Origin of the sequence: Paenibacillus sp. Mc5Re-14 (genome assembly GCF_001049835.1) — a bacterium.
GTDB classification, from domain to species: Bacteria; Bacillota; Bacilli; order Paenibacillales; family Paenibacillaceae; genus Paenibacillus; species Paenibacillus polymyxa_C.
Map to the genome: position 1 here is coordinate 810,591 of NZ_CVPD01000001.1, position 25,618 is coordinate 836,208.

A 25,618-nucleotide genomic window follows, 5' to 3' on the forward strand; every position below is an offset into this window, starting at 1 on the left:
CTGCTTTGACTAATCATCAGCTTTTGTCCGTTTGCCATTTTGAAGGGCTCAAGGGCAATTCTCCTGTAGTCTACTTTATTAGACTGTTTCTGATTAGAAGAGTGTGGCCGAGAGTGTACAATAAGACTACGTGTTCGCTATAGGAGATATTCAATATAACATACAAACGTATAATATATTGATACTTTACAATTTCCGTTATATACTATTATAAAATTTATACACTGGGGGTAAGGTTGAAATGTCCATAGCTTCGGAGTTGAGTGGAACAAAGCGCGATTCACTCAGCTTTTTACAAGGGGTTAAAGATTGTATTCCTACACTGCTTGGTTATGTATGTATTGGATTCGCGGCAGGCATTGTGGGCGCTTCATCAGGGGTTAGCACCATGGAAATTGGTCTGATGTCAGCGCTTGTATACGCAGGTGCCTCCCAGTTTATTATGTGCTCGATGCTGGCTGCAGCCAGTCCTCCATCTGTCATTATTTTAACGACATTTATTGTGAACGCCCGCCACCTGCTGTTAAGTGCATCATTGGCTCCTTACTTTTCTAAATATTCACTGTGGAAAAACATAGGCATCGGTATCCTTTTAACGGATGAATCCTTTGGGGTAGCGTCGGATAAATTGGCTAAAGGCGGGCAGGTCAGTGACCGCTGGATGAACGGACTCAATATTACAGCTTATCTCGCTTGGATTGCTTCCTGTGTGGCTGGTGGAGTGCTCGGGAATTGGATTTCCCAGCCGGAAGCTTTTGGTCTGGACTTTGCCTTACCTGCAATGTTTCTGGCCCTACTCATTTCCCAGCTCCAAAGTGTCCAGACCTCCAAACTCAAGCATCGCCTGCTGCTTGTGCTATGTATGGCCGTTCTAATGTACCTTTTATCCTGGTGGGTGCCATCACATATCGCCGTCATTGTAGCGACCATGATCACCGCAACGATTGGAGTGTTAACCGACAATGAATATTAATCCCAATGTGCTATATATCATTATCGGTGCGATGATTGTCACAGCCATCCCAAGGATCATTCCCTTTGTCGTGCTGCAAAAACTGACGCTACCCAAGCCCGTGTTGCAGTGGCTGTCCTACATCCCCATTTGCATTTTCACGGCACTGGTCATGGAAAATCTGCTCGTACGAACCGAAATCTCGGTCACTCTTAATGGGCAAGTGCTTATAGCGGTCCTTCCTACGCTGGTGACCGCTTTGTGGAGTAAAAATTTGCTGGCTACTGTGCTTGTCGGTATTGTGAGTATGGCTGTAGTTCGACTTTTGTGGTTGGGATAGAAAATACCCTCCTAAAATAGGAGGGTATTTTCCTTTTCTTATGATCCACCTGTCGCCCTTACTAACGAAGGTGACAGCTTTTCTTCCTCAAGGTCACTTTCTCCTTGTGAAAGATACGAAGAAGCTTGTAGCCTGAACATTTCAGCATACACTCCGTCCATATCCATTAAGTGCTCATGGCTGCCCGCTTCCACAATTCTGCCCTCCTCCATTAAAATAATGGTATCCGCCATACGTGCGGAGGACAATCTGTGTGAAATAAATACTCCAATTCTCTCGTGAACAAGCTGACCAAATTTTTGAAAAACCTCCTTCTCCGCATGTGGGTCCAAAAAAGAACTCGGCTCATCCAACACATAGATATCGGCATTTCTCATAAAAGCCCTGGCTATTGCTATGCGCTGCCACTGCCCTCCGGATAGCTGTTGTCCATCTTCAAACCATTTTCCAAGCAGGGTGTTCAATTTATCGGGCAGACCAGCTACCAAATCTGTAATGCCTGCCTTATCAATAGCTGCCCATATGACCTCATCATTTTCTCTGGAAGCCACATGACCAAAGCCTATATTATCCCTAACAGACATCTCATAATGTACAAAATCCTGAAAAACGACGCCTATCTTTCCTCTAAAGCTGTCTTTATCCAATTCGTGTATAGAGTGTCCATTAATTCTGATTTCTCCTTCGAAATTAGAATACAGATGAGTGAGTAACTTCACAATCGTTGATTTACCCGATCCATTTCTCCCCACAATGGCCAGCTTCTCTCCTTGATGAAGAGTAAAGCTAACATTAGAAATGGCATTCTCCTCCGTGTTGGGATATTTAAACGATACATTACGAAATTCAATACTGTGTATAACGGACAAAGGCAAAGGTTGAACTGACTTTTGTATTTTTGCTTCCTCCGGCATATCCAAAAAGTCAAATAGCTGCTTAATATACAAATTATTTTGACACAGACTTAAAATTCCTTGTACAATGCTCTGCGATGTTGACTGGGTTAACGTGATCCCCTGAATTAAGCTCACCAGGTTCCCCACTAAAATTTGACCAACATAGGTGGCTTGTATGGCCATGAAAATAATAAATGCGCATGCACCCTGATTCACAATCTGAAATGCAAGAGAAGTATAGGATCTACGAACCGCTAGCACTTTATCCTCACGATAAAACCCTTCGAGTATCGTTTTATATCTTTTTCGCAGGTAATCTCCTAGTTGAAATATTTTCACTTCTTTAAAACTATTATCTCTTGTCACTAAAAACGACAAGTACCAGGATTCACGTTGTCTTCCTGCTCTTTGAAAGTGAACGTTAAATTCTCTTTGTCCAATACGTAAAAAAGAATAGAATGATAAGCATGGAATGAGAAAAATGAATAAGAATGCCCACCATCTCCACGCGATAAGAATAGCACCTGTTGAAAATAAAGTTACAACACTGCTTATAATAGCAAGAATCTGAGTAAATATTTCAAATGGTCTGTAATCTGCTTCTCCCTGAGCACGTTGAAGCATATTTTGCACATCTGCATCCTCAAATGACTGCAAAGACATCTTTTGTGCTTTTTCAATAATTTTAATATTTACCTGATTGGATAGCCGACTTTGGAACATTTTACGAAAAAAGCTTTCACCAATATTGATTAGGTCGTACACTAAATTAACACCTATTAGGACGCCAAAAGCTATAAAAGCAGGCTGAAAACGTCCTCCTGATGCTCCTGCCACAACACTGTTGATTAATTCTCTTGTTGCTAAAAGGATCGCCGCAGGAATGGCACCCTTCAATAAATTTGTAATGAGTATAGCAATCAAAAAGGAAGGATGAGTGTCCCAAAGCAGCCTGAATATACGAGGCCAAAATAAGAAGGTACGAAATATATTTTTATAGGATAAAGAAACCAGGTCACTGGTTTGTCCTTTAGACTGTGACATGGTGCACTCCTTTCCGATGCAACAGGTTGGCCGCTGTATGCTTTGCCAAAGCCATACATTTCATTTCCCGCTCCCTATTGACACCAAGCAGACGATTCAGGTGCATATGAATGATACTGCCTAAAATATCATTCGCATGATTCGTAAGCTCATGATTTTTTTCAGCCAGGGTTATCGCTTGAGCATACTGTTGAATCATGGCCTGTCTTTTTTTTACAAGTGCCAACAAAGCGACCTGTGCAGCTGGATCTGCTTGTCTAATCCATTCATAATCCGATTCTACAGCGTTAATCAATGCTTTTTTAACATCCCTGAACGCCTTCATATAAGGCTTGCTGTCAATTCTTTCGTCTAGCCAGTCCACTTGTTCCCGAATCGTTAAACCAAAGCTGCTTAAATAATGAATAATATTAATCACAGCTGCAATCTCTATGTCCAGATTGAAAGCTTTGGAACGAATTCCAGCCATATAGGCGATGACCCATCGGCTATCCACGTCAAAAACCTGTTCTGCCAGGTCCATAAGCATCTGTCCTCCATACCTCTCCAGCTCAGGAAGGTATGTATCCAGTACCATATGGGTGATAAGTCCTTCTTCACGCAGCTCAACTGCCCACTGATTTAATTGCGCCAAGCCAGCACTCCATAGTTGACTCGGCTCTCCTTGAAACCGCAGACGGATATGATGCTCGGGATCAACGTACCGCAAAAAATAAGATTTTTGACTCCAATCCTCAAATCCCGGGTTATTTTGGAGTTGACTTAAACTCAATCCAATCAGATCGTTTTCCCTTTCCTTGACTCCGTACAATTTAAGGTAAATCCACTCGCCCCCTGGAAGTATACCTCTATGAATGCTGGAAGAAGTGTGAGCAATGAAGTTTTGAGAATCTAAATGGTTTTGTGAACTAGGGATACTCGGTTTCACCTTTATTTTTTTCTTCTTGAGCGGAAACACAAATTCCCCCATATATCTCCCGGCGGTCCCATGTAACGGGGTATGGAATGGATCGCCCAAACACTCGGTAAGAAGCAATTCTTGTCCTTCCCGCATCTTGCTCACCTCACGGAGCAATTCTTTGACATGGAAGAGATTGCACAGGTCCAATAAAAGTCGGTTATCTCCCATCGTTAAATAAACATAGCGTGGCACATTCCACTGTTCTCTCCAAGTATGAAAAAGATACTCCCTTGCTTGAGGCTCAGTTAAATCTGAAATATTCAACGCAGTCTTGCCAAGCCTCCACTGTGCAGCACTAATAACGATTTTTTTATATACAAGTCTTGGCAAAAAAGGAGACTGCTCTAGTGGCCCCCAGTCAAAGTAGGACCATGTGCCGAGCTCTTTGTTGGTGATATCGGTCAAGAATCTGAATATATGCGGTGAAAGCTTGTAATTAAGCATATGGGTTTGCAGGGGAATAATTTCTTTACCCAAACGTCTGGACTTGACATAGAAACGGTCATGAGTTGCACCTATCAATAAATCATCCATGTGTAATGTCGTTTCCTCATCTTTAGAAGAGGTCGTTCCGGACACGATTTCATATCCCATTAAATTTTTGCTCAGTGATATATTTGATATTTTCCCCTGATCGGGCATAAAAACCATCTCTGACAATAACGCATCAGGATGAAAACACTGGTGATGATCATATATTTCAGAAAAATTTTGTACAAACTCATCACTAAACATATCCAGAAAACGTCCAAAAGTTTTACCTGCCCGATTAGAACCAGCGCTGGGCCCAAGTAAAAGCCTATAGTCTCCTGAATCGACTTTTTCAGGTGATTCGGCAAATATACTGTAGTATACCTCCATAGATTCCGGGGAAGTGTCATCATTATCGGAAATCGTCAGTTGCTCCAACTGCTCATCTGAAAGGACGATTTCTATGTCATGGTTGGCAATGGCATTCGAAAGCCATTGAAAGAGAACAGCATTGCGTTTAAATGCTTCCATGCCCATTGATTTTTTCTCATTGGTACGATACATCTTTGGTATACCAAGTCCCCAATCCTCATCAAACAGTTCATTGATAGGGACCTCCTGATACACGCCGTACTTTTCCAAAAAACGATTTAAATAATCGTCCAGCTCATCCGTTTTGGGGGATGAAAACAACCTGCACATGACTTCAGCTCCTAATGCAACATCATTGAGCACATGTCTTGGCAACGTTACTTCTTGAGCTAATTTGACATCGACCTGTACAGGTGTTTTTACAGGAATGATATCCAGCATTTTGCCACATAGTTCCCGGTAGGCCTTCTCTCCTTCTCCAATCGTGCACTGATTGTATTGACGTAATAAAATATCAATTTCGTGTAAAATGTCAGTCCAATGATCAGACATGTCCATTTTTTTAATTTTTTCAAATATGTAATGAAAAGGTGAATGATCCATCAGTGGAGGTCTAAGCTCGCTCAAAATAAACTCCTGCTCTACAAGCTGTTGCAAAAAATGAGCGATGATTTCCATAGTAGCGTCGGGGAATGCCTTCAATAGTAATTCTTTAAGCTCCATCACCTGAATCGGATGCTCTGCAGCTTCAAACGTCAGGCGAACGACGTCCGTAAGCCGAATGGAACTAAACATTTCGGCTGAATCATCGGCTTCTGCCGCTCCATGTTTAGGCCGAAATGGTAATTTGGCACGATCGCCCTTGATCATAACCGTTCGGTTTAAGAAAACCTTTAGTTGATCAAATATGACTGGGTCAGACTCCATCTTCCGGATCATCTTATATATCCATTCCATGTCGGGTCTGGCTCTCTTCAGATGCTGATGATAGGTACCTATGTCCAAATGGGTAGCATCCCTACAAATCCCTTGCCCCACCCCTGAAAATAATCCAAATGGGGTTGTTCGGGTAGTCATCCGAATAAAATAACGATAAAAGCTATTCAGCGTCTTCTCATACTTTTGTAACTCTCCTTTATCATCCGAAGCGTTGTCATCGTTTAAATAGTGTAGAAACTGCATAAGGGACGGAGAGGCCAATGAAATAGCTTCTCGAATAACAGCTTCCTGGGAAACCAGCTTTAGTCGACGAGTGATTTCCTCCAAAGAAAGAGGGCTATCTACATCTTGATCCGAAAACACCTTATAATATTGCTCTATCGGGAGTAATGGAGCTCTGATTAGAAAATAATCACATGCGCTGAACCATCGTTCATTCTTATCTCTCGGTTCTCTATGTAGGTTATGAGCATCAGTGTAATGCAGTTGTCTCTTCACAACTGGCCACCTCCAAGTTTTTAGGAAATATATTCAACCTGTAACCGATTCCATGGCATGTTACCAATATTTTCGGATGACTTGGATCATCTTCTATTTTCTCTCTTAATTTTCGGATATGCACATACACCGTATTAGATGTAGTATAAGCATCAACTCCCCATACTCTGTCTATAATGTGATCAATCGTGGATGCACACTCTTTCGCTGTAAGGAGATACATCAATAATCGAAATTCCATCATCGTCAGCATATACTCATGCCCTTGCTTCCAAATGACTTTTCCAGCAGGATCAAAAATAACGTTGGGAGATAGACTAATAGCCTCATGCTCTCGCTGGATTTGATATTCAGATGAAGCGATTGAAAACAACTGTTTCAGGAGATCCAATTGCCTCTGGTCATCACGATGATAGGACAGGAAGATAAATGGAACCGAACATTTTTCTTTGATAGTATGCCAGTAAGATAAATCCTCTAGCGTTAAATGATCTTGGTTCAAAGCGACACCGATGCACTGCTCATCAATCCACGGTAAAGCCTCATTAAGCGAATTATAAAAAATTATTTGGACGTTTTCCGGAGTACTTAACGCCTCAAAAAAGTGTCTAATTTTCCCAAAAGATGATATAGCGATAAATTTTTGTTTCATCTAACCCCCCCTAACTATAAAACCAATGCTTCAGGTAAAGAGTTAAGACAGTTCTTTTATGAAATCAGAAATAATTCACTCCATCTCCCTGAATATTTAGGCTCTTCCTTCCCTATTCCATAATCCAATAAGCTTAACGCAATCCCTGCTGCCCCTTGCAGTACTCCTATATTATGAACATGAATGCTCCCCTCTAAATCCTGGTAACCAAATGGGAGCTCTTCATCGTATAGATTCATTAACTTTAATGCTATTTGGTTGGCAAAGCCTAATGCAGCTTTATTACCAGTGAAGTAATAGAATCTATGAGCCATATGAAGCAAACCCGCCAATCCGTGACAGAAAGTGGGGGATAGCGCGTTTAAAAGCTCATCATCCAAGCAAAATACGGATTTCATAGCTTGTTCGGCTATCTTTTTCCATTCTTCATTGCTACACTCCATTCCTGCTCTGAGTAAAGTCCATGCTATTCCACAGGTTCCATGGCACCAGCCTTCAATTTCTCTCATTCCTTCTTTGTTATCTGTCTTGTTCATTGAAGTCGCTTGAGAGTTAACAGGCCAATACAAACCATATTGATCCTCCTGAATTTGAATAAGCAAAAAATCGGCTATATGTTCTATAGCCTCATGTAATCCTTTAACTCCAATCTTTTTTTGTAGGGCAGTGACAAGCAGTGCAAGGATTCCGGTGATGCCATGCGCCATACCTAGATGAATCGAAGTCGAACTTCTCCTTGATGCCGAATGTATATATTCAGGTATAAAGTGCGTTATAGTGTCTAATAGTTGATGGGACAGATTACACATCTTTTCGTCTTCAGGAATCTCTAATGTGTATCTGCCCATTCCGAGCAAGCCGTGGATAACGTCCATCTGCTTGCTAAACTCTGTAATTGTATTTATGACGGGTGACTTTACCCATTGAGTACGAATATAATCATTTATTTGATTTAACAGTTGTTGATAATTAGCTCTGTTATTTGAGGCAAGCAATACTCCATATGCTACACCTGTAGAACCATAGTACAGAGATATATCGGGCAGTAGTATTAAAGAATTGCGATGTAAATACAACAACTGTGTATGCACATGTTCTGACCAATTCTGATCAGGTTCCAGATAACCCCACTCGGCCAACAGCACGAATACACCTGGAACTCCATCAGCAAGCCAGCCGGGATTCCAAGGGGCCGTTCCACGCGAAGGTGAAAGGTTGTTTCTATGGTGAACTATTTTTTCTGTATATGATAGGTCTATCAGTTTTTGTGTAATATTTTTGCTGATCTCAACTGACCTTGCCTGCAAATCTCCAACCATAATTCCTCCCCCTATTTTTATAACCGGGAAAAGACACGGTTATAAAACCGTGCCTTTTGTACCATGTTTTCTCGTTATTAACACGTTTTGCAGAAGGAAAGGCTAACTTGGCAATTCAAAGTACCTGTTGCACAGGAAGGAGTACAGATAAGACCGCTAGCTGGTTGAACCTCTTTAGGAGCAACCTCATTTTTGGCTACTTGCAAGTCCAGATCAAATTGATTTTTCATTTTGCTACCTCCTTTTATTTTTTACAATTTTATTATAAGTTATACAATCTTAACTAGACTTTATAAATCTCTTACATCCATCTTAAATTTAGTGAATGCAATTAAGATAATTCCTCGTTACTTTTTAGAATTTTTAAGGACAACTCGCCAGCTTTGAGCAACAATATAATGAAGGAAAAAATGAAAGGGGCATTCGTATGAAAACGGGCCAGTTTGTTATGGAAGTATGCGATCAATTACAGGCAAAAGACTTCAGTACAACAATCGCCTTGCGCCTGAGTAATCCTGAATCAGTCTACAAAGCAGTCCACGCAGAGCAAAATATTTCACCCGAAACCAAATATCACCCATGGGGCGAGACTTCGCTTTCACACGGATATCCGGGTAATATTTTTTTACTATCTCAATGTCGTGCTTCAGACTCCACGTATGATTGGAATCAGGCTATCTACTTGAATATGAAGCACATTCAAGCTTCGCTTGCTAAAAGTGGTCTAAATGATGTCTCACTTTACAGCGGCTGGACCGGCATCGCTTCTTCCGTGAGAGAAGCCTCCAATCATGGCGAATACTATAGTCATTTTTTACAGCAAATACATGAATGGATGATTCCTCTGACAGAACAATGGCTGCAATTGAATACAGCACAATTAGCTCTGCACGAAGGGATGCCCCTGCAATCCTTTGATACGATTTCAGGAGCCACCGGGATTGGGAGATATATTGTGATGAACTCAACCGATCCTAGTTGTACTCCTCTTGTCGAGCCTATTCTTCAATTTCTAACCGATCTCACATATCCTATAAAAATCCACAACCGCTATGTTCCAGGCTGGTACTCTCCGCAAAAGTTTCAGTTTTTGGATCGAGATAAACGCAACTATCCTATGGGTAACTTCAATTGCGGAATGGCACACGGCATTCCCGGACCATTGGCCTTACTATCAGTAGCTTACAACTCTGGAATTGAAGTAAAAGGCCAATATCAAGCGATTGAAACGATTACGGAATGGCTGCTTAAGTATAAAAATGAGGATACATACGGCTACTACTGGCCTCATATTGTTCCTTTTGAGGCTGAAACAGGCTCTTTACAGTTTGATTTAAATCGAGCAAGAGAAGCCTGGTGTTACGGTACTCCTGGCGTTGCCTGTTCCTTATTTCTTGCCGGGAAGGCTCTTCATGATGAAGTACTGCAAAAAATGGCTGTGAAGGCCTGTATCGGTGCCATTTCCTATGAGGTAGCTAAGCGGGAAATGGACTCCTCTGCATTGTGTCATGGTCTTGCCGGGTTGCTTACGATCTCCTGGCGAATGTGGTGTCACAGTAAGGAACCAGCGTTTATCCCGCTTATTCAACAATTAACCAGTCAGCTGATAGATCGCTTTCAAGCCGATAGTCCACTTGGATATCTGGACCCCGAGCCAAGGGCAGACAGCTCTTTGGCCTGGCTGACAAAAGCAGGCCTGCTTGAAGGCGTCGCCGGGATTGCTTCTGCTTTATTAAGTGTTTCTCAGAACAAAGAGATGCCCTGGGATTACACTCTGATGTTATCTTAGCTAAAACCAGCCGCTATTTAGGACTATCCATTTTTATTTTTATATCAGAACCCTAAGGACGAACCCTTATATTGAAGACGCTATGCTATTAAAGCGAGTAGTAAAGGAAATTAAATTTATAACTAAAGGCACGGTTTTTGAACCGTGCCTTCATGGTCAAATTTTAGTTATCAACAAGGTCCACAATGTGAAATGCTAGTATAGCAGTTTAAAATAGATGTTAAACAAGTAGGAGTACAAATAATGCCGCTGTCTGCTTGAAGCTCTTTAGAAGCACTCTCACTTTTGGTCACTTGCAAATCCAGATCAAATTGATTTTTCATTACATCATCTCCTTTCTGTTTTTTTCATTTTAATCATAAGGTACTCACTCTTAAATGATCTTTACGGATATCTTATTTAATTCTTAAGCCATATTATTTTTCAAATACGACATACTTGAAGGCCTTGCAGAGATTACTGCTATTTTAATAAATGTTTCTGAGAACAAAGAGATGAATTACAGCCTCATGATATCCTAGCTACAACCAGTCCCTATTCACAAACATTTTTCTTCCACCATATAGATAGGCTAAAAACGTAAAAAGTACAATCAAACCAAGACTATAAGGCTCGACTCTGGGAGCATAGCTCGCTGTTTGTGGCAACATAATATAATAAGGAATCGTAAAGGGAAACCATGCTCCTATAGAAGAATGAAAGCCTGTCATAACAATATTAGGCACTACACAGCAAATAGCCATTCCTAGTGAAGCTCCGAAATTGCGGATTTTTACCGAAAGCATAAGCTGGAGGGCTGCCAATGGAAGAATTCCGAACCACCCTCCCCATCCGGTAGAAAGAACGAGAGTCCAAGGGATTTCTCCTGGAGCACCTGCTATATACCCACCTGCAAAATATCCTACTATGAATGTAAGCTGATCAAGAAACAGTATGAGAATGAGCAATATATATTTTGCATAATAGATTCGCTGACGGGGATACGGGCTGCTCAATAAAATCTTCCATCCTCCATCTCGATGTTCGTATGCACACAAAAGAGAAGCAATAATTCCACAATAAAGCGGATAAAAAAACATCGAGTGAAAATGCGCCGCATAGGTGTATAACATTAACCAGCTAGGCTCATAAAACTGCTTCAAATCGTTCAGTTCCAGGACTCCCATTAAAGAATTGATAACCGCATCCAATATAATGAGAATCCATACCATGACCCATTGAAGCTTCATCGCTTCCACGCGTAAAAGGGATCCCATGCAGATTCCCCTCTCTATTTGAATTCATGTTTTGTAAACTGTAGAGTACCGAGTCCTGTGAAGATGATCCCTGCACATAAAGCAATGACCACCCACATTACGTATTCCTTAATCAGAGGACTTGATAGTGCCGGATACGACCAAGGTAATAATTTAATCCAAAGAATACTTGTTCGTGCCAAAAACAAACTGGCAATAGAACCAAATATGCCAAACGCTAACGGAAATGCCTGATTAGTAAAAAGGGTAGACAACCAAAGTTGAATTGCAAGTACAGGCAGGGTAGCCAAGCTGGCATTAATCGGCTGCAGCAGCATAACTCGCCAAGGAATGGGCTCGTTTGTATACAACACCCAGATGAGACTCATCCCTGCTATCGTGATCAAGGCGGTGCCAAGCTGCAAAATCACGATCCACACTATTTTGGATACATAAATATAGCTTCTAGGAACAGGCATGGCCATCAACTGCTTCCATGTTTGAGTATCGTGCTCTGTACCTGCCATTATGCTTGCCAAAAGTGTACAACCAAGCAACATCACAAATGAGATGAACATAAACATAACGGCAAAACCAGCATAGACCCCGCCTGGCCCCTGGCGAAAGTAGAGATACCATTCCATGGCAGTCATTCCTGTAAGAACACAGCCCTGTATTAGAGGAAGCCACCAGCATATTTTTTTCAGCTTATATCCTTCCGCCTTGATAACTTGGAGTATCATAAGCTTCGCTCCTTACCAGTCAGCTCCAGGAATATTTCCTCCAATGTTTTTTTCTTCTCCCTTACCCGGTAGACGGGGTGATTGTGCTCCACCAACACTTTGATCATCTCCGATGACTGCTCACGGTCTACTATAGGAGTTATGACCTCTTTTTGCTCCATGGATTCAGCTCCGGCAATCCATCCATGCTGCATCAGGGCTCCAGCAGCCTGAACAGGATTTTGGGTTTCAATGAATAATTGAGGCTTGCTTTTGTCTGTAAGTTCTTTCATCGTTCCCTGGAAAATCATTTCCCCTTGATTAATAATCCCTACATAGGTTGCGATCTGTTCGATTTCACTTAATAGATGGCTCGAAACCAATACCGTCATTCCGTAAGCATCAGGCAGGCTCATAATTAACTCCCGAATTTCCTGAATACCGGACGGGTCCAAACCATTCGTCGGTTCATCAAGAATCAACAATTTGGGATCAGCAATCAACGCCATGGCAATTCCTAGCCTTTGTCTCATCCCCAAGGAGTATCCTTTTACCGGACGATACGCATCCTTGCTTAATCTCACCAAATCCAGCACTTTATGAATTTTTCGAGTCGGCAACCCACGCATCGTTGTAACGATTTCTAAATTTCGATATGCGGACAAATGGGCATAATAGGCAGGTGATTCAACCAAAGAACCCACATCTTTTAATATTTCCATGCGATGATCCTTGAGCTTTTTCCCAAAAATCTCAATATCCCCGGATGTGGATTTAATCAGCCCGAGTAGCATACGAATCGTGGTTGTTTTCCCCGCCCCGTTTGGTCCCAAAAATCCGTAAATTTGCTTCCCAGGTACCTGGAGATTTATTTGTTTGACAAATTCCCTTTTTCCAAAACGCCTGGTTAGCTGACGTGTACGTATTACATATTCAGACATTTCCTGCTCTCCTCTCGACTTTTAATGCTGAAGTTAGTTACATACAGTTTACTGAAAGAAAGTTAACATCAAGTAAACAGTTCCTAAACAACAGGCAAAAAAACGAGCGAACTCCTCAATGTGAGGGAGAGATGTTAAAGAGTTACATATTCAGTGGCAACGTAATTTCTATTCTGGTACCCTCTTGACTTCCCGGAAGAATATGAAGCGTTCCGTTATGGGCTTCAATAAAGCTTTTGGCAATAGGTATCCCATGCTCTTTGGAAGGTGTCATCTGTATAAATTCAGTTGGATTCATTCCTATTCCATCATCTTCGATAGAAATATGAAGCTTATCGCTCTCTTTGTTTACTTCCATTGAAACATGTGTACCTGGAGGATTATGAATGATTGCATTCATCAAAAAATTTTTCAACGCTCTACCTAATAATTTACTATCGAAGGGCACGACACATACTGCCTCCAATGACATAAAAGAAAATTCGTACTGCTCGGCCGAAGGATGGTTAGCGATATCTATGACCGTATTGCGGAGAAACTCCACAATGTCCTCCTTCTTTAACTGGATCGGCAAGGCACCCTCCTTGAGCTGCATAGAAGCATTCAAATCCTGAATCAACTGCTTCATTTCCGTCACTTTCTCACTGATAGCCATACTAAAGCTTCTTTTTTCTTCCTCGGACCAATCATACTCTTGAGCAGTCAGCATGGCTGCATATCCTTCAATATAAGATAAAGGTGTTTTGAGATCATGGCTTACACCTGCTACCCACTGCTGTTTTCGCTTTTCTATTTCCATTCTCTCTTCCTCATTGCTGCGCAATTGAGCAGATAAGATGTTCATTTGTTCAAAAACTTCTTTATACAATTGATACGGAGGCTTATAATTATTGCTCTGATTTTTTTTGCGCTCTGGCAGTTCTAGCTCACTTAGCGGCGCTTGGAATTCCCCTGTTGCTATATTTCCAATCCATTTAATTACATACACCAAGGGTTTGCCTATATACCATCCATAGACAGCTATGAACACAATGCTCTGCACGATTCCAAGTCCTATCCAGAAGAGATCAATATTCATATTATGAGATGTACCAAATGTACTTTTTATAAAAATATATATAACAGTGCAGATAAGAAAACAAAGAACATAGGCTAGTGCAAAACATAATGTTACTTTTATAAAACGAAAGGATATCTTGACCAGAGAGTTCATTCTTGCTCCCCCCTCTTGACTGATATCATTTTATAACCTAGCCCTCTTACATTAACTAAAAATTGCGGGTGCTTGGGATCAGGTTCTATTTTTTTTCGCAAACGAGAGATATGAATGACTACTGTCTTTTCATCACCAAGGAAGGTCTCGCTCCATATTGCTTCGTATAGCTGACGCACACTGAATATACGGTTAGGATGCTTACACAAAAATACCAGCAGTAGCCATTCACGTGCAGGACAATCGACCTCTTGGTCTTGCACATACAATGCACCTGATTCCAGCTCCAGACAAAAATATCCAAAATCTAAGGTTTGTAAAGCAGGCTTCATATCCGCTGTTGTCACATTTCGATACTTCATTCGAGCTTTCATACGTGCAACGACTTCCAACGGGTTAAACGGTTTGGTGATATAATCGTCCCCCCCAATACCAAATCCCATTAATTTGTCCAGATCTGTATCTCTTGCCGTCAAAAAAAGAATAGGAACTTCCGTGTATAGACGCATCTGACGACATACCTCAAATCCATCGTTATCAGGGAGCATAACATCAAGCACAATCACATCAATACGAGATTCCATCACGATTTGCAGCGCTTCTTGGCCCGTGGCTGCATGCTTAACATGAAGAAATCCTTCCTTTTTTAATACTTTTGTCAGCATATCTCGCAGTCCCTGTTCATCGTCTACGATAAGCACTGCAATTTCTTCCATAACCAAGGTTCTCCATTCTTTTTTTACATTTTTTACTTTCATTATAAAAGCAAACGGGCAGAATTTAAATCGAGTTCCATCACATATCGTACATCCCCGTGAATATACTTAATAACCAACAAGGCCAAACTGTGCCGTGTATCCACTTGGGGGGTGCCTAACAATGACGGAACCACGCCAGCCATATTCATTCGTCGTATCCCGCGAAGATTGGTCGCTGCATCGCAAAGGGTACCAGGACCAGCAACGCCATCAGCAGAAGGTCAAAGATGTCATTAAGCAAAATCTACCCGATCTGATTACGGAAGAAAATATTATAATGTCGGACGGTCAACAGATTATCAAAGTGCCCATTCGCAGTCTGGATGAATATCGCTTCATTTATAACTACCAAAAGCAAAAGCATGTAGGCCAAGGGGATGGCGACAGTCAGGTGGGAGATGTCATCGGACGTGATCCTGCTTCCCAAAAGCCAGGTAAAGGTGAGAAAGCAGGCGACCAACCGGGACACGATATTATGGAAACAGAAGTCAGCATAGAAGAACTCGAAGATATGCTGTTTGAGGAAATGGAATTGCCGCATTTGCAGCAAAAAGATAAGGATCAAATTGAGGTTGAATCTATCGTATTCAATGATATACGCAAAAAAGGCATGCAAGCGAACATTGACAAGAAACGAACGATTCTCGAAAATCTGCGCCGTAACGCGCGTGAGGGGAATCCGGGCATTCATCATATTAGTCCGGACGATCTTCGCTACAAAACATGGGAAGAGAAGACCATTCCCCAATCCAATGCGGTAATTATCGCTATGATGGACACCTCAGGCAGTATGGGATCTTTTGAAAAATATTGCGCCCGCAGCTTCTTTTTCTGGATGACCCGCTTTTTGCGTCGCCAATATGAAAAGGTGGAAATTGTTTTTCTTGCGCATCATACCGAAGCCAAGGAGGTTACGGAGGAAGAATTTTTTACTCGCGGTGAAAGTGGCGGCACAATCTGCTCTTCTGCCTATTTGAAAGCATTGGAGATTATCGACAAGCGCTATCCTCCTTCGACTTATAATATTTATCCCTTCCATTTCTCCGATGGCGATAACCTAAGCTCAGACAATGAACGGTGTGTGAAACTAATCGAGGAGCTTATGAAGCGCAGCAATATGTTCGGCTATGGAGAAGTGAACCAATATAATCGCAGCAGTACGCTGATGTCAGCCTACAAGAATATTAAAACGGATCAGTTTATGTACTATGTCATCAAGGAAAAAGGTGAGGTATACCAAGCCTTACGTACCTTTTTTCGCAAACGGGAAGGGGGGACGGTAGGATGAGCACCGATCAGAAAGAGCTTGAGTACGCGATATCAGAAATTATGGAGATTGCAGATGGATTCGGGCTCGACTACTACCCGATGCGGTATGAGATTTGTCCGGCGGATATTGTATACACATTCGGGGCGTATGGTATGCCCACGCGCTTCAGCCACTGGAGTTTCGGAAAAACATTTCACAAGATGAAAATGCAGTACGATTTTGGATTGAGTAAAATCTATGAGCTGGTCATTAACTCCAATCCCTGCTACGCTTTCCTGCTAGATGGAAATTCTTTGGTGCAAAATAAACTGATTGTCGCCCATGTACTGGCACACTGCGATTTTTTTAAACACAACGCCCGCTTCTCGGCCTCCAACCGCAATATGGTAGAGAGCATGTCTGCCACCGCAGAACGGATCAGCAGCTATGAAATGGAGTACGGCTCAAAGGCCGTGGAATCCTTCATTGACTCTGTACTGGCGATTCAGGAACATGTAGACCCACAGCTCATCAAACCAAGGCATCTGGATAAACAACGCTACATGGAACTCAAAATCAAGGAGCAAAAAGAACCTAAAAAACACCAGCGTCCCATCGGACCTTACGATGATCTGTGGTCACTGGACACAGTAAAGCAGCATGATTCAGCCGAGGCCGAGGGTATTAAGGTACGCCAGTTCCCACCGGAACCTGAAAAAGATATTGTCTGGTTTATTCAGGAATTTTCCGAGGTATTGGAGGACTGGCAGCGGGACATCATGACGATGCTGCGGGACGAAATGCTGTATTTCTGGCCCCAAATGGAGACCAAAATCATGAATGAAGGCTGGGCCTCCTATTGGCATCAACGGATTGTCAGAGAACTGGATTTGACTGGGGATGAAACCGTTGAATTTGCCATGCTGAACGCCTCCGTTGTGCAGCCTTCCAAGCAAAGCTTGAATCCATATTATTTGGGATTGAAAATATTTGAAGATATTGAAAAGCGATGGGATAACCCGACCCGCGAGGAGCAAGAGCGCCAAGGACGCAAACCGGGCGAAGGTCGAGCTAAAATGTTCGAGGTGCGAGAGTTTGATTCGGATACCTCCTTTATACGCAATTACATGACCAAGCAACTAACGGAGGATTTGGATCTGTACGTGTTTGAAAAACGGGGACCGGATTGGAAAATTACCGATAAATCCTGGGAAAACATACGGGACCAGCTTGTGTTCTCACGTGTAAATGGAGGCTCCCCTTATATCGTTGTTGAAGACGGAGATTATCTGCATACAGGCGAGTTAAAGCTCAAGCACCAGTATGAAGGCATTGAACTGGATTTAAAATATATGGAGCGTACGCTTCCGTATGTATATCAGCTATGGGGGCGCACCGTTCATTTGGAAACAATGATTGAAGGTAAGCTCGCCTTATTTTCATATGACGGTAAGAAACATCATCGCAAATTTGTATAGTGATACACAATCGAATAACCAGCCTAATTAAAAAAGGTGCATTCCGAAGAAGGAAATGCGCCTTTTTTTACTGCTTTTTCTTAAATTCGACGATGTAGCTCTGATTCAGTTGTTTTCCACCTTCCGAAATGTTCTGGTACATGGATAAAAACCGGGCGGAAGGGCTCCACACTGTTGGACTGTCATAGGACTGGATATCGGTCGTAACGGGAGTGGTTTTACCCGTGGATTGGTCAAACACATACAACCCTCTCATACCTTGCTGATCCTCATCATAAATGGAAAAAGCAAGCTTGGACCCGTCGCTGGACCAGCTTCCACGACTCATTAAAGTCCCTTGACCCACGATCCCTTTCTCTTTGCCTTGTTCATCCAAAATGATCATACGAGCAGGTTCGGATGTATTCCATTTCCGCTTTTCAATGGCAATAGATTTACCATCAAGCGACACGGCAAAAGACATGGCCCCCTCTGCAATGGTCACAGCTTGAGGATGATTGAGAGTGAACCGATTCAGCACCGGATACCCTTGTTTATCATTGCCTGTATAAAATATGGCGTTACCCACTTTTTCGACATGAGCAATTAATTCTGAGTGATTTGGATCTTGAAAACTCAATTCTTCAGCTTTGCCGTCCAGTCCAATCAGATGTATCTTACCGTCTGGTGTACCTGTAATGAGATGATCCCTATCGCCCCAGCTCACTTCGTTAGTCATGTCCAGCTGGCCAACCGATGTAACCTTGCCGCTGCTTAGCTCTAAGATATAGCCCTGAATATCATACTTGCTGCTGGTGCTGCCCTCCGTAAAAAAGACATGGCGCTGATCCGGAGAAACCACAGCAAGTAACTGTAGAGCCTTACGACCTGGTGTTAAAACTCGTTCCTTATTGGTCTTTACATTATGAATCCATAACTGATTCTGACGTTCCACAATCAGCTCTTCATCACTCAGCCATGACCTCGCGTAGACATCCCCCAGCCTGTCAATGGACTGTACCACCAGTTCGTCCGATACTTGCTGCCGAGCTGCCTCCATGTCAATCACAGTAAGCTTTTGCCCCGGTTTCATACCGGATGTTGGAATTGTCTCTCCTGCGCTTTTTATGCCGCAGCCGCCGAGCAATCCTCCAGCGATCAAGCCAGTCATGAGCAATCCTGTGACTTTGTGTCTGAAAAAGCGTGCATAGGGATGTTTGAGACGAGGAAAGCCGTTCTTTTGCCCGTGGCTGTCTAGGTTTTTCTTCATCATGTACAACGGCCTCCTTGTTAACGTTACCCCCAGCTTAATGCCTGAACATCTCGTGAATACATCGAATTGTTTCCAAATTGTAAATAAGACAACATTCCAGTTCTATAGCTATCGAGTGGTCCAACTACTGGAAGCCATCGTGAACCAACAGGGGTAGCCTGAGCGAAAATTCATTGCCACTTGCACCTGAATGACCATTGCCATTTTCCAACCCGGTTTCGTCTGAAGCTGTGAGCTGCAACTCTCCACCCATGCGCTCCGCCAGTCTGCGTGCCAGAGGCAGGCCAAGTCCCGTGCCACTGTCTTGACGAGAACGATCACGACTTAAGGTAGCAAACGGCTCAAAAATCATGTCCCATTTTTCCCGAGGAATCCATGGACCGGAATTGCGTATATACACTATCACGGTGTCCTTTTCCACTCGATTAGATAACGTAATCCAGCCTTCGTCCTGATTGTATTTTACTGCATTATCCAGCAAATTCAGCACAATATGCATCAGATGCTTAGGGTCTCCACACACCTTGGCTGGAATGGTATCCATCGAAAAATTCAGTCCACGCGCCGCAGCTTTCCCCCAGATTCGGCTACCTGCATCTTCGAGCAGCAAATGCAGCTCCACTTCCTCCGTATGTAATTCAAAATCATATTTGTCCAGCACAGATAGTCTCAGTGAATCCTCGACAAGCTCATACAACCGTTTGGTTTCCTTACCGATACTTTCTCTGGCTTCACGCACCAATTCGGGATCATCCCCATACATATCCAGCAAATCAGCGTAAGCCTGAATAGAGGTCAACGGAGTCTTCAGTTCATGGCTGATATTGCCAATAAAGGTCTTTTGCTGCTGCTCTAGCTCTCTCAAACGCCGAACCGCTTCTTCCAGCCGAAGCTTTTCATTTTCGAGCGCGGTAATACTTGCCCGGATCACATGACTCATCTGGAGCATCCCTTCATCCAGCCTTCCCAGCTCGTCCTGCCGTCGCAGCAATCTGGCTTCTGGATAGTGCCCTGCCGAGATCTGCTCAGAAGCGCGAGTCAGTCGTCCGATGTCCCTCGTCTGGCGGCTGACATAGCCTAAGCCAAGAATAAAGCTTAAGACCAGCACCGCACCTCCTGTCCATAAAAACAAGCGGGCAATGTCCTGGTAAAACTGCTGCTGTGCTTCTATTGAGCTATGAAGCTGTACCACTCCCAGCAAGCCGTCTGGACCTTGAAGCGGAGCTAGATAGGTCACTGAGCTACCTTCTGTAATATACGCAATTTCCCCTTGGAGCGCATAAGAAAGCGCCTGACTGATATCTGTTCTATAAGCCAGTGGTAGAGAATTCCCGACCTCATGTCCCCGGCCATCATATAAAATAACGCGCATATTACTGGACACACCGAGTTCCACGGCAAGCTGTGGCGCTTGCTTTTTCATGAAGTCTTCGGGTGATTGGCCAGCTCCCAACAGGTAAGACTGTTTGACGCGCATCTCCACGATTTCCGCCTGACGCTTTAAGCCGCGTTCCATTTGGTCTGTCTGATTGGCACGAATACCAGTAAGCACGAGCCAGCTCAGCACACCGACAGTAAACAGCAGTAAAGCCGCCAGGACCAGCGGAAATTTCCAGCGCAGGCTCAAGCCTGTACGCTTACGTTTGCGCTTCTGCGGGTCAGTGGACTGCAAGCTTTCTTGTGAATGGAGTGAATGATGTTCGTTCACGTCATTTTCTCCGCCTTATAGCCGATTCCATATACGGTCTGCAGCATCGACTGATGCGGTTCCAATTTTTTGCGCAAGCGCTGAATATGAATATCCACCGTCCGCGTTCCTCCCACATAATCAATGCCCCATACTTGTTCTAACAGATCGTCCCGTGTATACACCCTCCCAGTATGGGACACCAGCAGAGCCAGTACATCAAACTCCTTGGGGGTCAGATCCAATGCTTTTACTCCGAGTTCGGCCGTTCGGCTAGATGGACGCACTCGTAATGGACCCAGTATTACCTCCGTTCCTTCCGGCGCAGGTGCTCCTTCTCGTTCCAGTCTCCGTACTAATGCCTTAATACGTGCGAGCAGTTCTCTCAGGTCAAACGGCTTGCTCATAAAATCGTCTGCTCCCAGCTCCAGTCCAAGCACCTTATCGACGATATCATTTTTGGCGGTTAGCAGTAGAATACCAACGCCCTTCCGGCTTTCCAAACGGCGACACACCTCATATCCGCCCAGTTTGGGCATCATCACATCCAGTATGAGCACATCCGGGTGGAACAAACGCACTTTTTCCAATGCATCCTCTCCATCCACAGCAGTTTCCACCAAAAAACCTTCCCGCTTTAACGCATAGGCCAGTGCATTCCGAATACTCGCCTCATCGTCCGCTATCAGTATTCTTTTATCCATGTCCTTCCCTCCCTACCTCAAAAAACGTTCATGAACATATCATCGGTCATGCCAGGCATAGTTGCCAGGCGAGCTCCAGCCGCTGCCCCAAGTGCCTGCACCAGCTTGGCCCGTCCTTCTAATGCCCTTTCTACGATAGGGGCTACATCTGACCGAAGAAGGGATTGTCCAATCGTAATCATTCCAAGCTTATACATCTTGAATCTCTGCTTTCGCTTCATTTTATTTTACGCTCCTGATGACAAAGGGCAAGCCTGCCGCCTGCCCTTATCAGGTGTTTCCATAAGATAGGAGCTTAAATTGGAATGAGCAGGCTATTGGCGTTCCGAAAGTAGCTGAAGAAATCGCAGATTTCACCAATTGATGAATTTTAGTTTATGTTAATGCAACTTTTCTAGCATAACAATGTTCATTTCGGCCAAAACATGGATCTTTTTCTTGTGCTCACAGAATAAAAAAACAAACTTATAGCGCTATTATCATTTTTTAATGTCGATAAATATAACACACCATACTAATCTCTTTCTCTCCCAGCCCTGTGTTTTGAAGTGTCTTACCTGTCCGTATATGCTAAAATACTTCCGTATCGGCTATTCGCCTACAGGAGGGCATGATTATGAACCAATCCATTTTGATCGTAGAAGACGAAGAGAAGATTGCCCGACTTCTAGAGATCGAACTTGAATTTGAAGGCTATCAAGTAAGTAAAGAAAAGAACGGAATTGATGGGCTGGAGACCTATTGCAAAGGTAGTTGGGATCTAGTTTTACTGGATATTATGATTCCCGGTATCAATGGCATCGAACTCCTTCGGAGGATTCGTAAACATGATGCGAACGTTCCTGTCATTTTACTGACGGCTAAAAGTTCCATTGCGGATAAGGTCGAGGGACTCGATTTGGGAGCCAATGACTATGTTACCAAACCTTTTGTGATCGAAGAGCTGCTTGCACGTGTAAGGGCCGCGCTCAGGGTAGGTGCAACAAAAGACATGGCTTTACAAGTGGCAGATCAATGGCTTAGTGCCGGAGATTTACGTCTTCATGAAGGTACACGTGAAGTGCTTCGGGGAGAGCACAACATTGAGCTTACGCCGCGAGAGTTTGACTTGCTCGTTCATTTACTCCGACATCAGCGGCAGGTCCTTAGTCGTGAACAATTACTGGAAAATGTATGGGGCATTGATTATATCGGTGATACCAATGTCGTCGATGTGTATATTCGCTACGTACGCAATAAAATTGACCCCACGCGCCAGCTCCCTGAGCTGATTCATACAGTGCGCGGTATTGGTTATGTTCTGAAGGAATCGTTATGAAGCTGCAGAACAAAATCCATACGTACACCTCGTTATTATTCGGGATTTTACTTGTGGCTATTAATTTCTCAGTCTATTTTCTATTCAGCCAACTTTCAATAGACAGTCGAAAAAACCAGGTAGAGGCCGCAGCAGAGAACATGATTCATGGCATTCAACGTGCTCCAGTATCCATAGCCGCTGAGGATCTGCTACGAGCCTATGTGCCTCTGGACGGCATGCTTCGTCTGATGAGACCGGAAGGCGATTTTCTTGCCCCTATCACCTCTTCATCAGAGCAGTCTCTCAGCTTGATGAAGGGCGTTTTTAATGAAACACGGCAGGTTCGCATCATTACCCATGAAAGCAACCGTTATATTCTCGTTTCGGTCCCCATGATTTGGTCGAATGGAGAGGTTGTCAATCTTCAGGTGACCGAAAGTCTGCAACCGACGATGCAGACGCTCCAGGTACTCAAAATCGTACTTATTGCAGTCACAGGAATTGCTCTTATTCCTGTCGTCATATCGGGCAGACTGCTGGGCAGACTGATTACACATCCAATTACATCCATGATTAGCACGATGAAAGAGATTCAACGTAGCGGGAAATTCAAACGTCTTCCGCTCAATTCGTCATCACGTGACGAGCTAGTCGAAATGGGAGAAACGTTTAATGACATGATTGAATTGCTGGAGCGGAATTTCGTTCGCCAAGAACAATTCGTTTCGAATGCGTCCCATGAATTGAAAACCCCTCTAACCATTATTGAAAGTTATGCTAGTTTGCTTAAACGACGGGGATTGCAGAATCCCAATATTTTTGCCGAATCCGTTGAAGCAATCCATTCTGAGGCGATCCGAATGAAAGATATGGCAGAACAACTTCTTCTGTTGGCCAGAAACGAAGAACAATGGAATGTCGTGTTAGAACCTGTACGCTTGACCAAAGTAGGGACAGAACTGAAAGCTACATTTGAAAATGCTTTCGCCCGACAAATTCAACTGGATGTACAGACAGACTGCACTGCCTATACGGACGAGAATAAACTAAAACAACTTCTATTTATATTTTTGGATAATGCACGCAAATACAGTGACAAACCGATACACCTGATGATTGATATTGTGGGCGGTACGGCTCAACCTTGCATAAGAATCACAGATCAAGGAATTGGAATTCCTGAAGAAAAGTTATCTAAAGTTTTCGACCGCTTTTATCGTGTGGACGAAGCCAGAAGCCGCGAGGAAGGTGGGGCCGGGCTAGGCTTATCATTAGCTACAGGAATTGCTCAAGCTATTCAAGCACAAATTGGGCTAGAAAGCATAGAGGGAAGCGGAACAACTGCAACGATCATCCTCCCTGCTGTTCCAAAATAATAAGCCAAAGGAGGGAAAACCGATGAAAACGATCTATGCCTGGATGATTGGAGGTACGGTAGCGGCTGTATTGATCACCATTTGCCTTTTACAGTGGCCCTGGGCACGATCGTTAGCAGCTTCGCCTTTGGAAGAAAAAGCCGTGGTCCAATCTGTATTGCATCAGTATCCCGGCGAGGTGCTCGAATCCCAACGTTTGGATAATTTTTATGTGATCAAGCTAGAACGCGCCAAAGGGAAGTACGAAATAAAAGTCAACGCCTATGATGGTGTCATCCAATCCATAAAGCGGACACAGATGTATACAGATGCAAAGCAGGAACCCCAAGATCACACGCCCGGTTCCTCAGAGCCCAGTGACCAATCAAATCCAGTCCATAAAACTGACCCGGTTTCTCTTGTCATTACAGAGAATGAAGCAGCCAAGCTTGCTGCAAAAGCAGTGAATGGAACATCCGATGACATTGAACTGCACCGCAATGACAAAGGCCTCTATTATCTTGTTGAGGTTGAGGTACAAGATGGGCGTGAGGCAGTGGTGCAGATCAATGCAGTATCAGGCTCAATCGACTCTATCACTTGGGAAAAAGAAAAACAGGAGCACGACGAATCATGACGCCCTGATGATCATGCTTATGTCTTCTCATTGTTTTCTCATGATTCTATTATGTTCCTCTCATGTTCAAGGGTTAAGCTGTATTCAAGCATACAGCTCAAGGAGGAATTATGTAATGAAAAAAAACTATACATTAGGAATAATAGCAGCCACGGCTCTGCTTGGAGTTATGGCTACAGGTGTCTCGGCAAATGCCGTATGGGCTGCTAAGCCTACAGGACTAATTGGAGCGACTACTGCTGCCAATATTGCCAAAAAAGCTGTGGGAAATCATGCGCAAGTTGAGGATGTCGAACTGGAGCGCAAGAACGGAAAAGTCTACTATGAAGTGGATCTTCAGCAAGGAGATAGAGATTGGGATATAGAGGTTGATGCTTATACTGGGAAAACCATCCGTTCCCATTCCGAGCTTGATCATGACTCGAATGACGAGTCTTCCCTTTACAAACCCAACCACGTCACTCTAACTGAAAAGCAGGCTGGACAAATTGCACTTAAGCATGTGCCTGGGAGTACCCTTCTGTCTTCTAAATTAGATAAGGAAGATGGACAGTTCATCTATAAGGTCAAGGTACTCACCAACGAAGGAACTGTTGAGCTTGAAATCCATGCATCATCTGGAGCGATCGTGGATACAGACGAAGATGATGACAACAACGATAACTAATCACCCACCATTCATGACCAGACTTGCATAATACAGTGCTAATTAAAACGGAGCAGCGAACTTTCGCTGCTCCGTTTTTTTTTGACTAACGTGAACAGGAAAAGAACGAGAATAGCCCATAAAACTGCACCTATTATTTCCTCATGAATAGACTGATAACTAACAGAGGATTACCTTTTTCTTCAAT

Annotated in this window: 23 protein-coding genes and 1 pseudogene; 9 read left to right on the forward strand and 15 right to left on the reverse strand. The window is 43.3% G+C overall.

Going from position 1 to position 25,618, the window contains the following annotated elements; all coding sequences use genetic code 11:
* Positions 1–241: 241 nt before the first annotated feature.
* Complete coding sequence (locus BN1546_RS03770; RefSeq protein ID WP_090736034.1) at positions 242–973, forward strand: AzlC family ABC transporter permease; 732 nt, start codon at positions 242–244, stop codon at positions 971–973.
* Positions 963–1,292, forward strand: a complete 330-nt coding sequence (locus BN1546_RS03775) for an AzlD domain-containing protein (protein ID WP_025676409.1) — start codon at positions 963–965, stop codon at positions 1,290–1,292. The genes BN1546_RS03770 and BN1546_RS03775 overlap by 11 nt, the downstream gene beginning before the upstream one ends.
* A gap of 38 nt (positions 1,293–1,330) precedes the next feature.
* Here the strand turns inward: BN1546_RS03775 and BN1546_RS03780 are convergent, their stop codons facing one another.
* From BN1546_RS03780 to BN1546_RS03800, 5 genes are all read right to left on the reverse strand, one after another.
* Positions 1,331–3,112, reverse strand: a complete 1,782-nt coding sequence (locus BN1546_RS03780; protein ID WP_225683739.1) for an ABC transporter ATP-binding protein — start codon at positions 3,110–3,112, stop codon at positions 1,331–1,333.
* A gap of 106 nt (positions 3,113–3,218) precedes the next feature.
* Entirely contained in the window at positions 3,219–6,473 is a 3,255-nt protein-coding gene (locus BN1546_RS03785) for a lantibiotic dehydratase (RefSeq protein ID WP_090736037.1), read from the reverse strand.
* Positions 6,448–7,125: a winged helix-turn-helix domain-containing protein gene (locus tag BN1546_RS03790; RefSeq protein ID WP_013370170.1), complete on the reverse strand. Its 678-nt coding sequence runs from the start codon at positions 7,123–7,125 to the stop codon at positions 6,448–6,450. Before BN1546_RS03790 ends, BN1546_RS03785 begins: the two co-directional genes overlap by 26 nt.
* A 56-nt stretch (positions 7,126–7,181) precedes the next feature.
* Positions 7,182–8,444, reverse strand: a complete 1,263-nt coding sequence (locus BN1546_RS03795) for a lanthionine synthetase C family protein (RefSeq protein WP_013370169.1) — start codon at positions 8,442–8,444, stop codon at positions 7,182–7,184.
* 77 nt (positions 8,445–8,521) lie between these two features.
* Positions 8,522–8,674, reverse strand: coding sequence for an FDLD family class I lanthipeptide (locus tag BN1546_RS03800; RefSeq protein ID WP_016820476.1), 153 nt, complete (start codon positions 8,672–8,674; stop codon positions 8,522–8,524).
* Positions 8,675–8,871: 197 nt separating this feature from the next.
* On the opposite strand from BN1546_RS03800, the gene BN1546_RS03805 reads away from it, so the two are divergent.
* Complete coding sequence (locus BN1546_RS03805) at positions 8,872–10,233, forward strand: lanthionine synthetase C family protein (protein ID WP_013370167.1); 1,362 nt, start codon at positions 8,872–8,874, stop codon at positions 10,231–10,233.
* 170 nt (positions 10,234–10,403) lie between these two features.
* On the opposite strand, the gene BN1546_RS03810 is transcribed toward BN1546_RS03805, so the two are convergent.
* The 6 genes from BN1546_RS03810 to BN1546_RS03835 all read right to left on the reverse strand — a co-directional run bounded on the left by BN1546_RS03810 (position 10,404) and on the right by BN1546_RS03835 (position 15,060).
* Positions 10,404–10,556 (reverse strand): FDLD family class I lanthipeptide, encoded by a 153-nt coding sequence (locus tag BN1546_RS03810; RefSeq protein ID WP_025676407.1) that lies wholly within the window; start codon positions 10,554–10,556, stop codon positions 10,404–10,406.
* Positions 10,557–10,754: 198 nt separating this feature from the next.
* Positions 10,755–11,489: an ABC transporter permease gene (locus BN1546_RS03815; protein ID WP_090736039.1), complete on the reverse strand. Its 735-nt coding sequence runs from the start codon at positions 11,487–11,489 to the stop codon at positions 10,755–10,757.
* 14 nt (positions 11,490–11,503) lie between these two features.
* On the reverse strand, positions 11,504–12,211 hold the full coding sequence (locus BN1546_RS03820; RefSeq protein ID WP_025676406.1) for an ABC transporter permease: 708 nt from the start codon (positions 12,209–12,211) through the stop codon (positions 11,504–11,506).
* On the reverse strand, positions 12,208–13,131 hold the full coding sequence (locus BN1546_RS03825; RefSeq protein ID WP_013370163.1) for an ABC transporter ATP-binding protein: 924 nt from the start codon (positions 13,129–13,131) through the stop codon (positions 12,208–12,210). Before BN1546_RS03825 ends, BN1546_RS03820 begins: the two co-directional genes overlap by 4 nt.
* A gap of 142 nt (positions 13,132–13,273) precedes the next feature.
* On the reverse strand, positions 13,274–14,173 hold the full coding sequence (locus tag BN1546_RS03830) for a sensor histidine kinase (RefSeq protein ID WP_228392891.1): 900 nt from the start codon (positions 14,171–14,173) through the stop codon (positions 13,274–13,276).
* Between the two features lie 167 nt (positions 14,174–14,340).
* Positions 14,341–15,060 carry a response regulator transcription factor gene (locus tag BN1546_RS03835; RefSeq protein WP_014599581.1) on the reverse strand — a complete coding sequence of 240 codons (720 nt, stop codon included), beginning with the start codon at positions 15,058–15,060 and terminating at the stop codon, positions 14,341–14,343.
* Between the two features lie 163 nt (positions 15,061–15,223).
* On the opposite strand from BN1546_RS03835, the gene yhbH reads away from it, so the two are divergent.
* Both yhbH and BN1546_RS03845 read left to right on the forward strand, forming a co-directional pair.
* Positions 15,224–16,390, forward strand: coding sequence for a sporulation protein YhbH (gene yhbH / locus BN1546_RS03840; RefSeq protein WP_013370159.1), 1,167 nt, complete (start codon positions 15,224–15,226; stop codon positions 16,388–16,390).
* Entirely contained in the window at positions 16,387–17,829 is a 1,443-nt protein-coding gene (locus BN1546_RS03845) for a SpoVR family protein (protein ID WP_025676405.1), read from the forward strand. Before yhbH ends, BN1546_RS03845 begins: the two co-directional genes overlap by 4 nt.
* Before the next feature lie 67 nt (positions 17,830–17,896).
* On the opposite strand, the gene BN1546_RS03850 is transcribed toward BN1546_RS03845, so the two are convergent.
* The 4 genes and pseudogenes from BN1546_RS03850 to BN1546_RS27015 form a co-directional block, all read right to left on the reverse strand.
* Entirely contained in the window at positions 17,897–19,081 is a 1,185-nt protein-coding gene (locus BN1546_RS03850; protein ID WP_058829272.1) for a hypothetical protein, read from the reverse strand.
* A gap of 124 nt (positions 19,082–19,205) precedes the next feature.
* Entirely contained in the window at positions 19,206–20,789 is a 1,584-nt protein-coding gene (locus tag BN1546_RS03855) for a sensor histidine kinase (protein WP_090736042.1), read from the reverse strand.
* Positions 20,786–21,472 carry a response regulator transcription factor gene (locus BN1546_RS03860; RefSeq protein ID WP_013370155.1) on the reverse strand — a complete coding sequence of 229 codons (687 nt, stop codon included), beginning with the start codon at positions 21,470–21,472 and terminating at the stop codon, positions 20,786–20,788. The genes BN1546_RS03855 and BN1546_RS03860 overlap by 4 nt, the downstream gene beginning before the upstream one ends.
* 92 nt (positions 21,473–21,564) lie before the next feature.
* Positions 21,565–21,693: pseudogene (locus tag BN1546_RS27015) on the reverse strand (protein aroM); the annotation flags it as partial.
* A gap of 395 nt (positions 21,694–22,088) precedes the next feature.
* Here BN1546_RS27015 and BN1546_RS03870 point away from each other — a divergent pair.
* From BN1546_RS03870 to BN1546_RS03885, 4 genes are all read left to right on the forward strand, one after another.
* Complete coding sequence (locus tag BN1546_RS03870; protein ID WP_013370153.1) at positions 22,089–22,790, forward strand: response regulator transcription factor; 702 nt, start codon at positions 22,089–22,091, stop codon at positions 22,788–22,790.
* Entirely contained in the window at positions 22,787–24,148 is a 1,362-nt protein-coding gene (locus tag BN1546_RS03875) for a sensor histidine kinase (RefSeq protein WP_090736044.1), read from the forward strand. The genes BN1546_RS03870 and BN1546_RS03875 overlap by 4 nt, the downstream gene beginning before the upstream one ends.
* Before the next feature lie 22 nt (positions 24,149–24,170).
* A complete protein-coding gene (locus tag BN1546_RS03880) occupies positions 24,171–24,764 on the forward strand; it encodes a PepSY domain-containing protein (RefSeq protein ID WP_090736047.1) in 594 nt (197 codons plus the stop codon).
* 115 nt (positions 24,765–24,879) lie between these two features.
* Positions 24,880–25,431, forward strand: coding sequence for a PepSY domain-containing protein (locus BN1546_RS03885; RefSeq protein ID WP_090736050.1), 552 nt, complete (start codon positions 24,880–24,882; stop codon positions 25,429–25,431).
* Positions 25,432–25,618 lie beyond the last annotated feature (187 nt).

Bases quoted from the DNA above. Each gene is read 5' to 3' on its own strand.
- BN1546_RS03770 (WP_090736034.1), top strand. From the start codon at position 242: ATGTCCATAGCTTCGGAGTTGAGTGGAACAAAGCGCGATTCACTCAGC.
- BN1546_RS03775 (WP_025676409.1), top strand. From the start codon at position 963: ATGAATATTAATCCCAATGTGCTATATATCATTATCGGTGCGATGATT.
- BN1546_RS03790 (WP_013370170.1), bottom strand. From the start codon at position 7,125: ATGAAACAAAAATTTATCGCTATATCATCTTTTGGGAAAATTAGACAC.
- BN1546_RS03795 (WP_013370169.1), bottom strand. From the start codon at position 8,444: ATGGTTGGAGATTTGCAGGCAAGGTCAGTTGAGATCAGCAAAAATATT.
- BN1546_RS03800 (WP_016820476.1), bottom strand. From the start codon at position 8,674: ATGAAAAATCAATTTGATCTGGACTTGCAAGTAGCCAAAAATGAGGTT.
- BN1546_RS03805 (WP_013370167.1), top strand. From the start codon at position 8,872: ATGAAAACGGGCCAGTTTGTTATGGAAGTATGCGATCAATTACAGGCA.
- BN1546_RS03810 (WP_025676407.1), bottom strand. From the start codon at position 10,556: ATGAAAAATCAATTTGATCTGGATTTGCAAGTGACCAAAAGTGAGAGT.
- BN1546_RS03815 (WP_090736039.1), bottom strand. From the start codon at position 11,489: ATGGGATCCCTTTTACGCGTGGAAGCGATGAAGCTTCAATGGGTCATG.
- BN1546_RS03820 (WP_025676406.1), bottom strand. From the start codon at position 12,211: ATGATACTCCAAGTTATCAAGGCGGAAGGATATAAGCTGAAAAAAATA.
- BN1546_RS03825 (WP_013370163.1), bottom strand. From the start codon at position 13,131: ATGTCTGAATATGTAATACGTACACGTCAGCTAACCAGGCGTTTTGGA.
- BN1546_RS03835 (WP_014599581.1), bottom strand. From the start codon at position 15,060: ATGGAAGAAATTGCAGTGCTTATCGTAGACGATGAACAGGGACTGCGA.
- yhbH (WP_013370159.1), top strand. From the start codon at position 15,224: ATGACGGAACCACGCCAGCCATATTCATTCGTCGTATCCCGCGAAGAT.
- BN1546_RS03845 (WP_025676405.1), top strand. From the start codon at position 16,387: ATGAGCACCGATCAGAAAGAGCTTGAGTACGCGATATCAGAAATTATG.
- BN1546_RS03850 (WP_058829272.1), bottom strand. From the start codon at position 19,081: ATGATGAAGAAAAACCTAGACAGCCACGGGCAAAAGAACGGCTTTCCT.
- BN1546_RS03860 (WP_013370155.1), bottom strand. From the start codon at position 21,472: ATGGATAAAAGAATACTGATAGCGGACGATGAGGCGAGTATTCGGAAT.
- BN1546_RS03870 (WP_013370153.1), top strand. From the start codon at position 22,089: ATGAACCAATCCATTTTGATCGTAGAAGACGAAGAGAAGATTGCCCGA.
- BN1546_RS03875 (WP_090736044.1), top strand. From the start codon at position 22,787: ATGAAGCTGCAGAACAAAATCCATACGTACACCTCGTTATTATTCGGG.
- BN1546_RS03880 (WP_090736047.1), top strand. From the start codon at position 24,171: ATGAAAACGATCTATGCCTGGATGATTGGAGGTACGGTAGCGGCTGTA.
- BN1546_RS03885 (WP_090736050.1), top strand. From the start codon at position 24,880: ATGAAAAAAAACTATACATTAGGAATAATAGCAGCCACGGCTCTGCTT.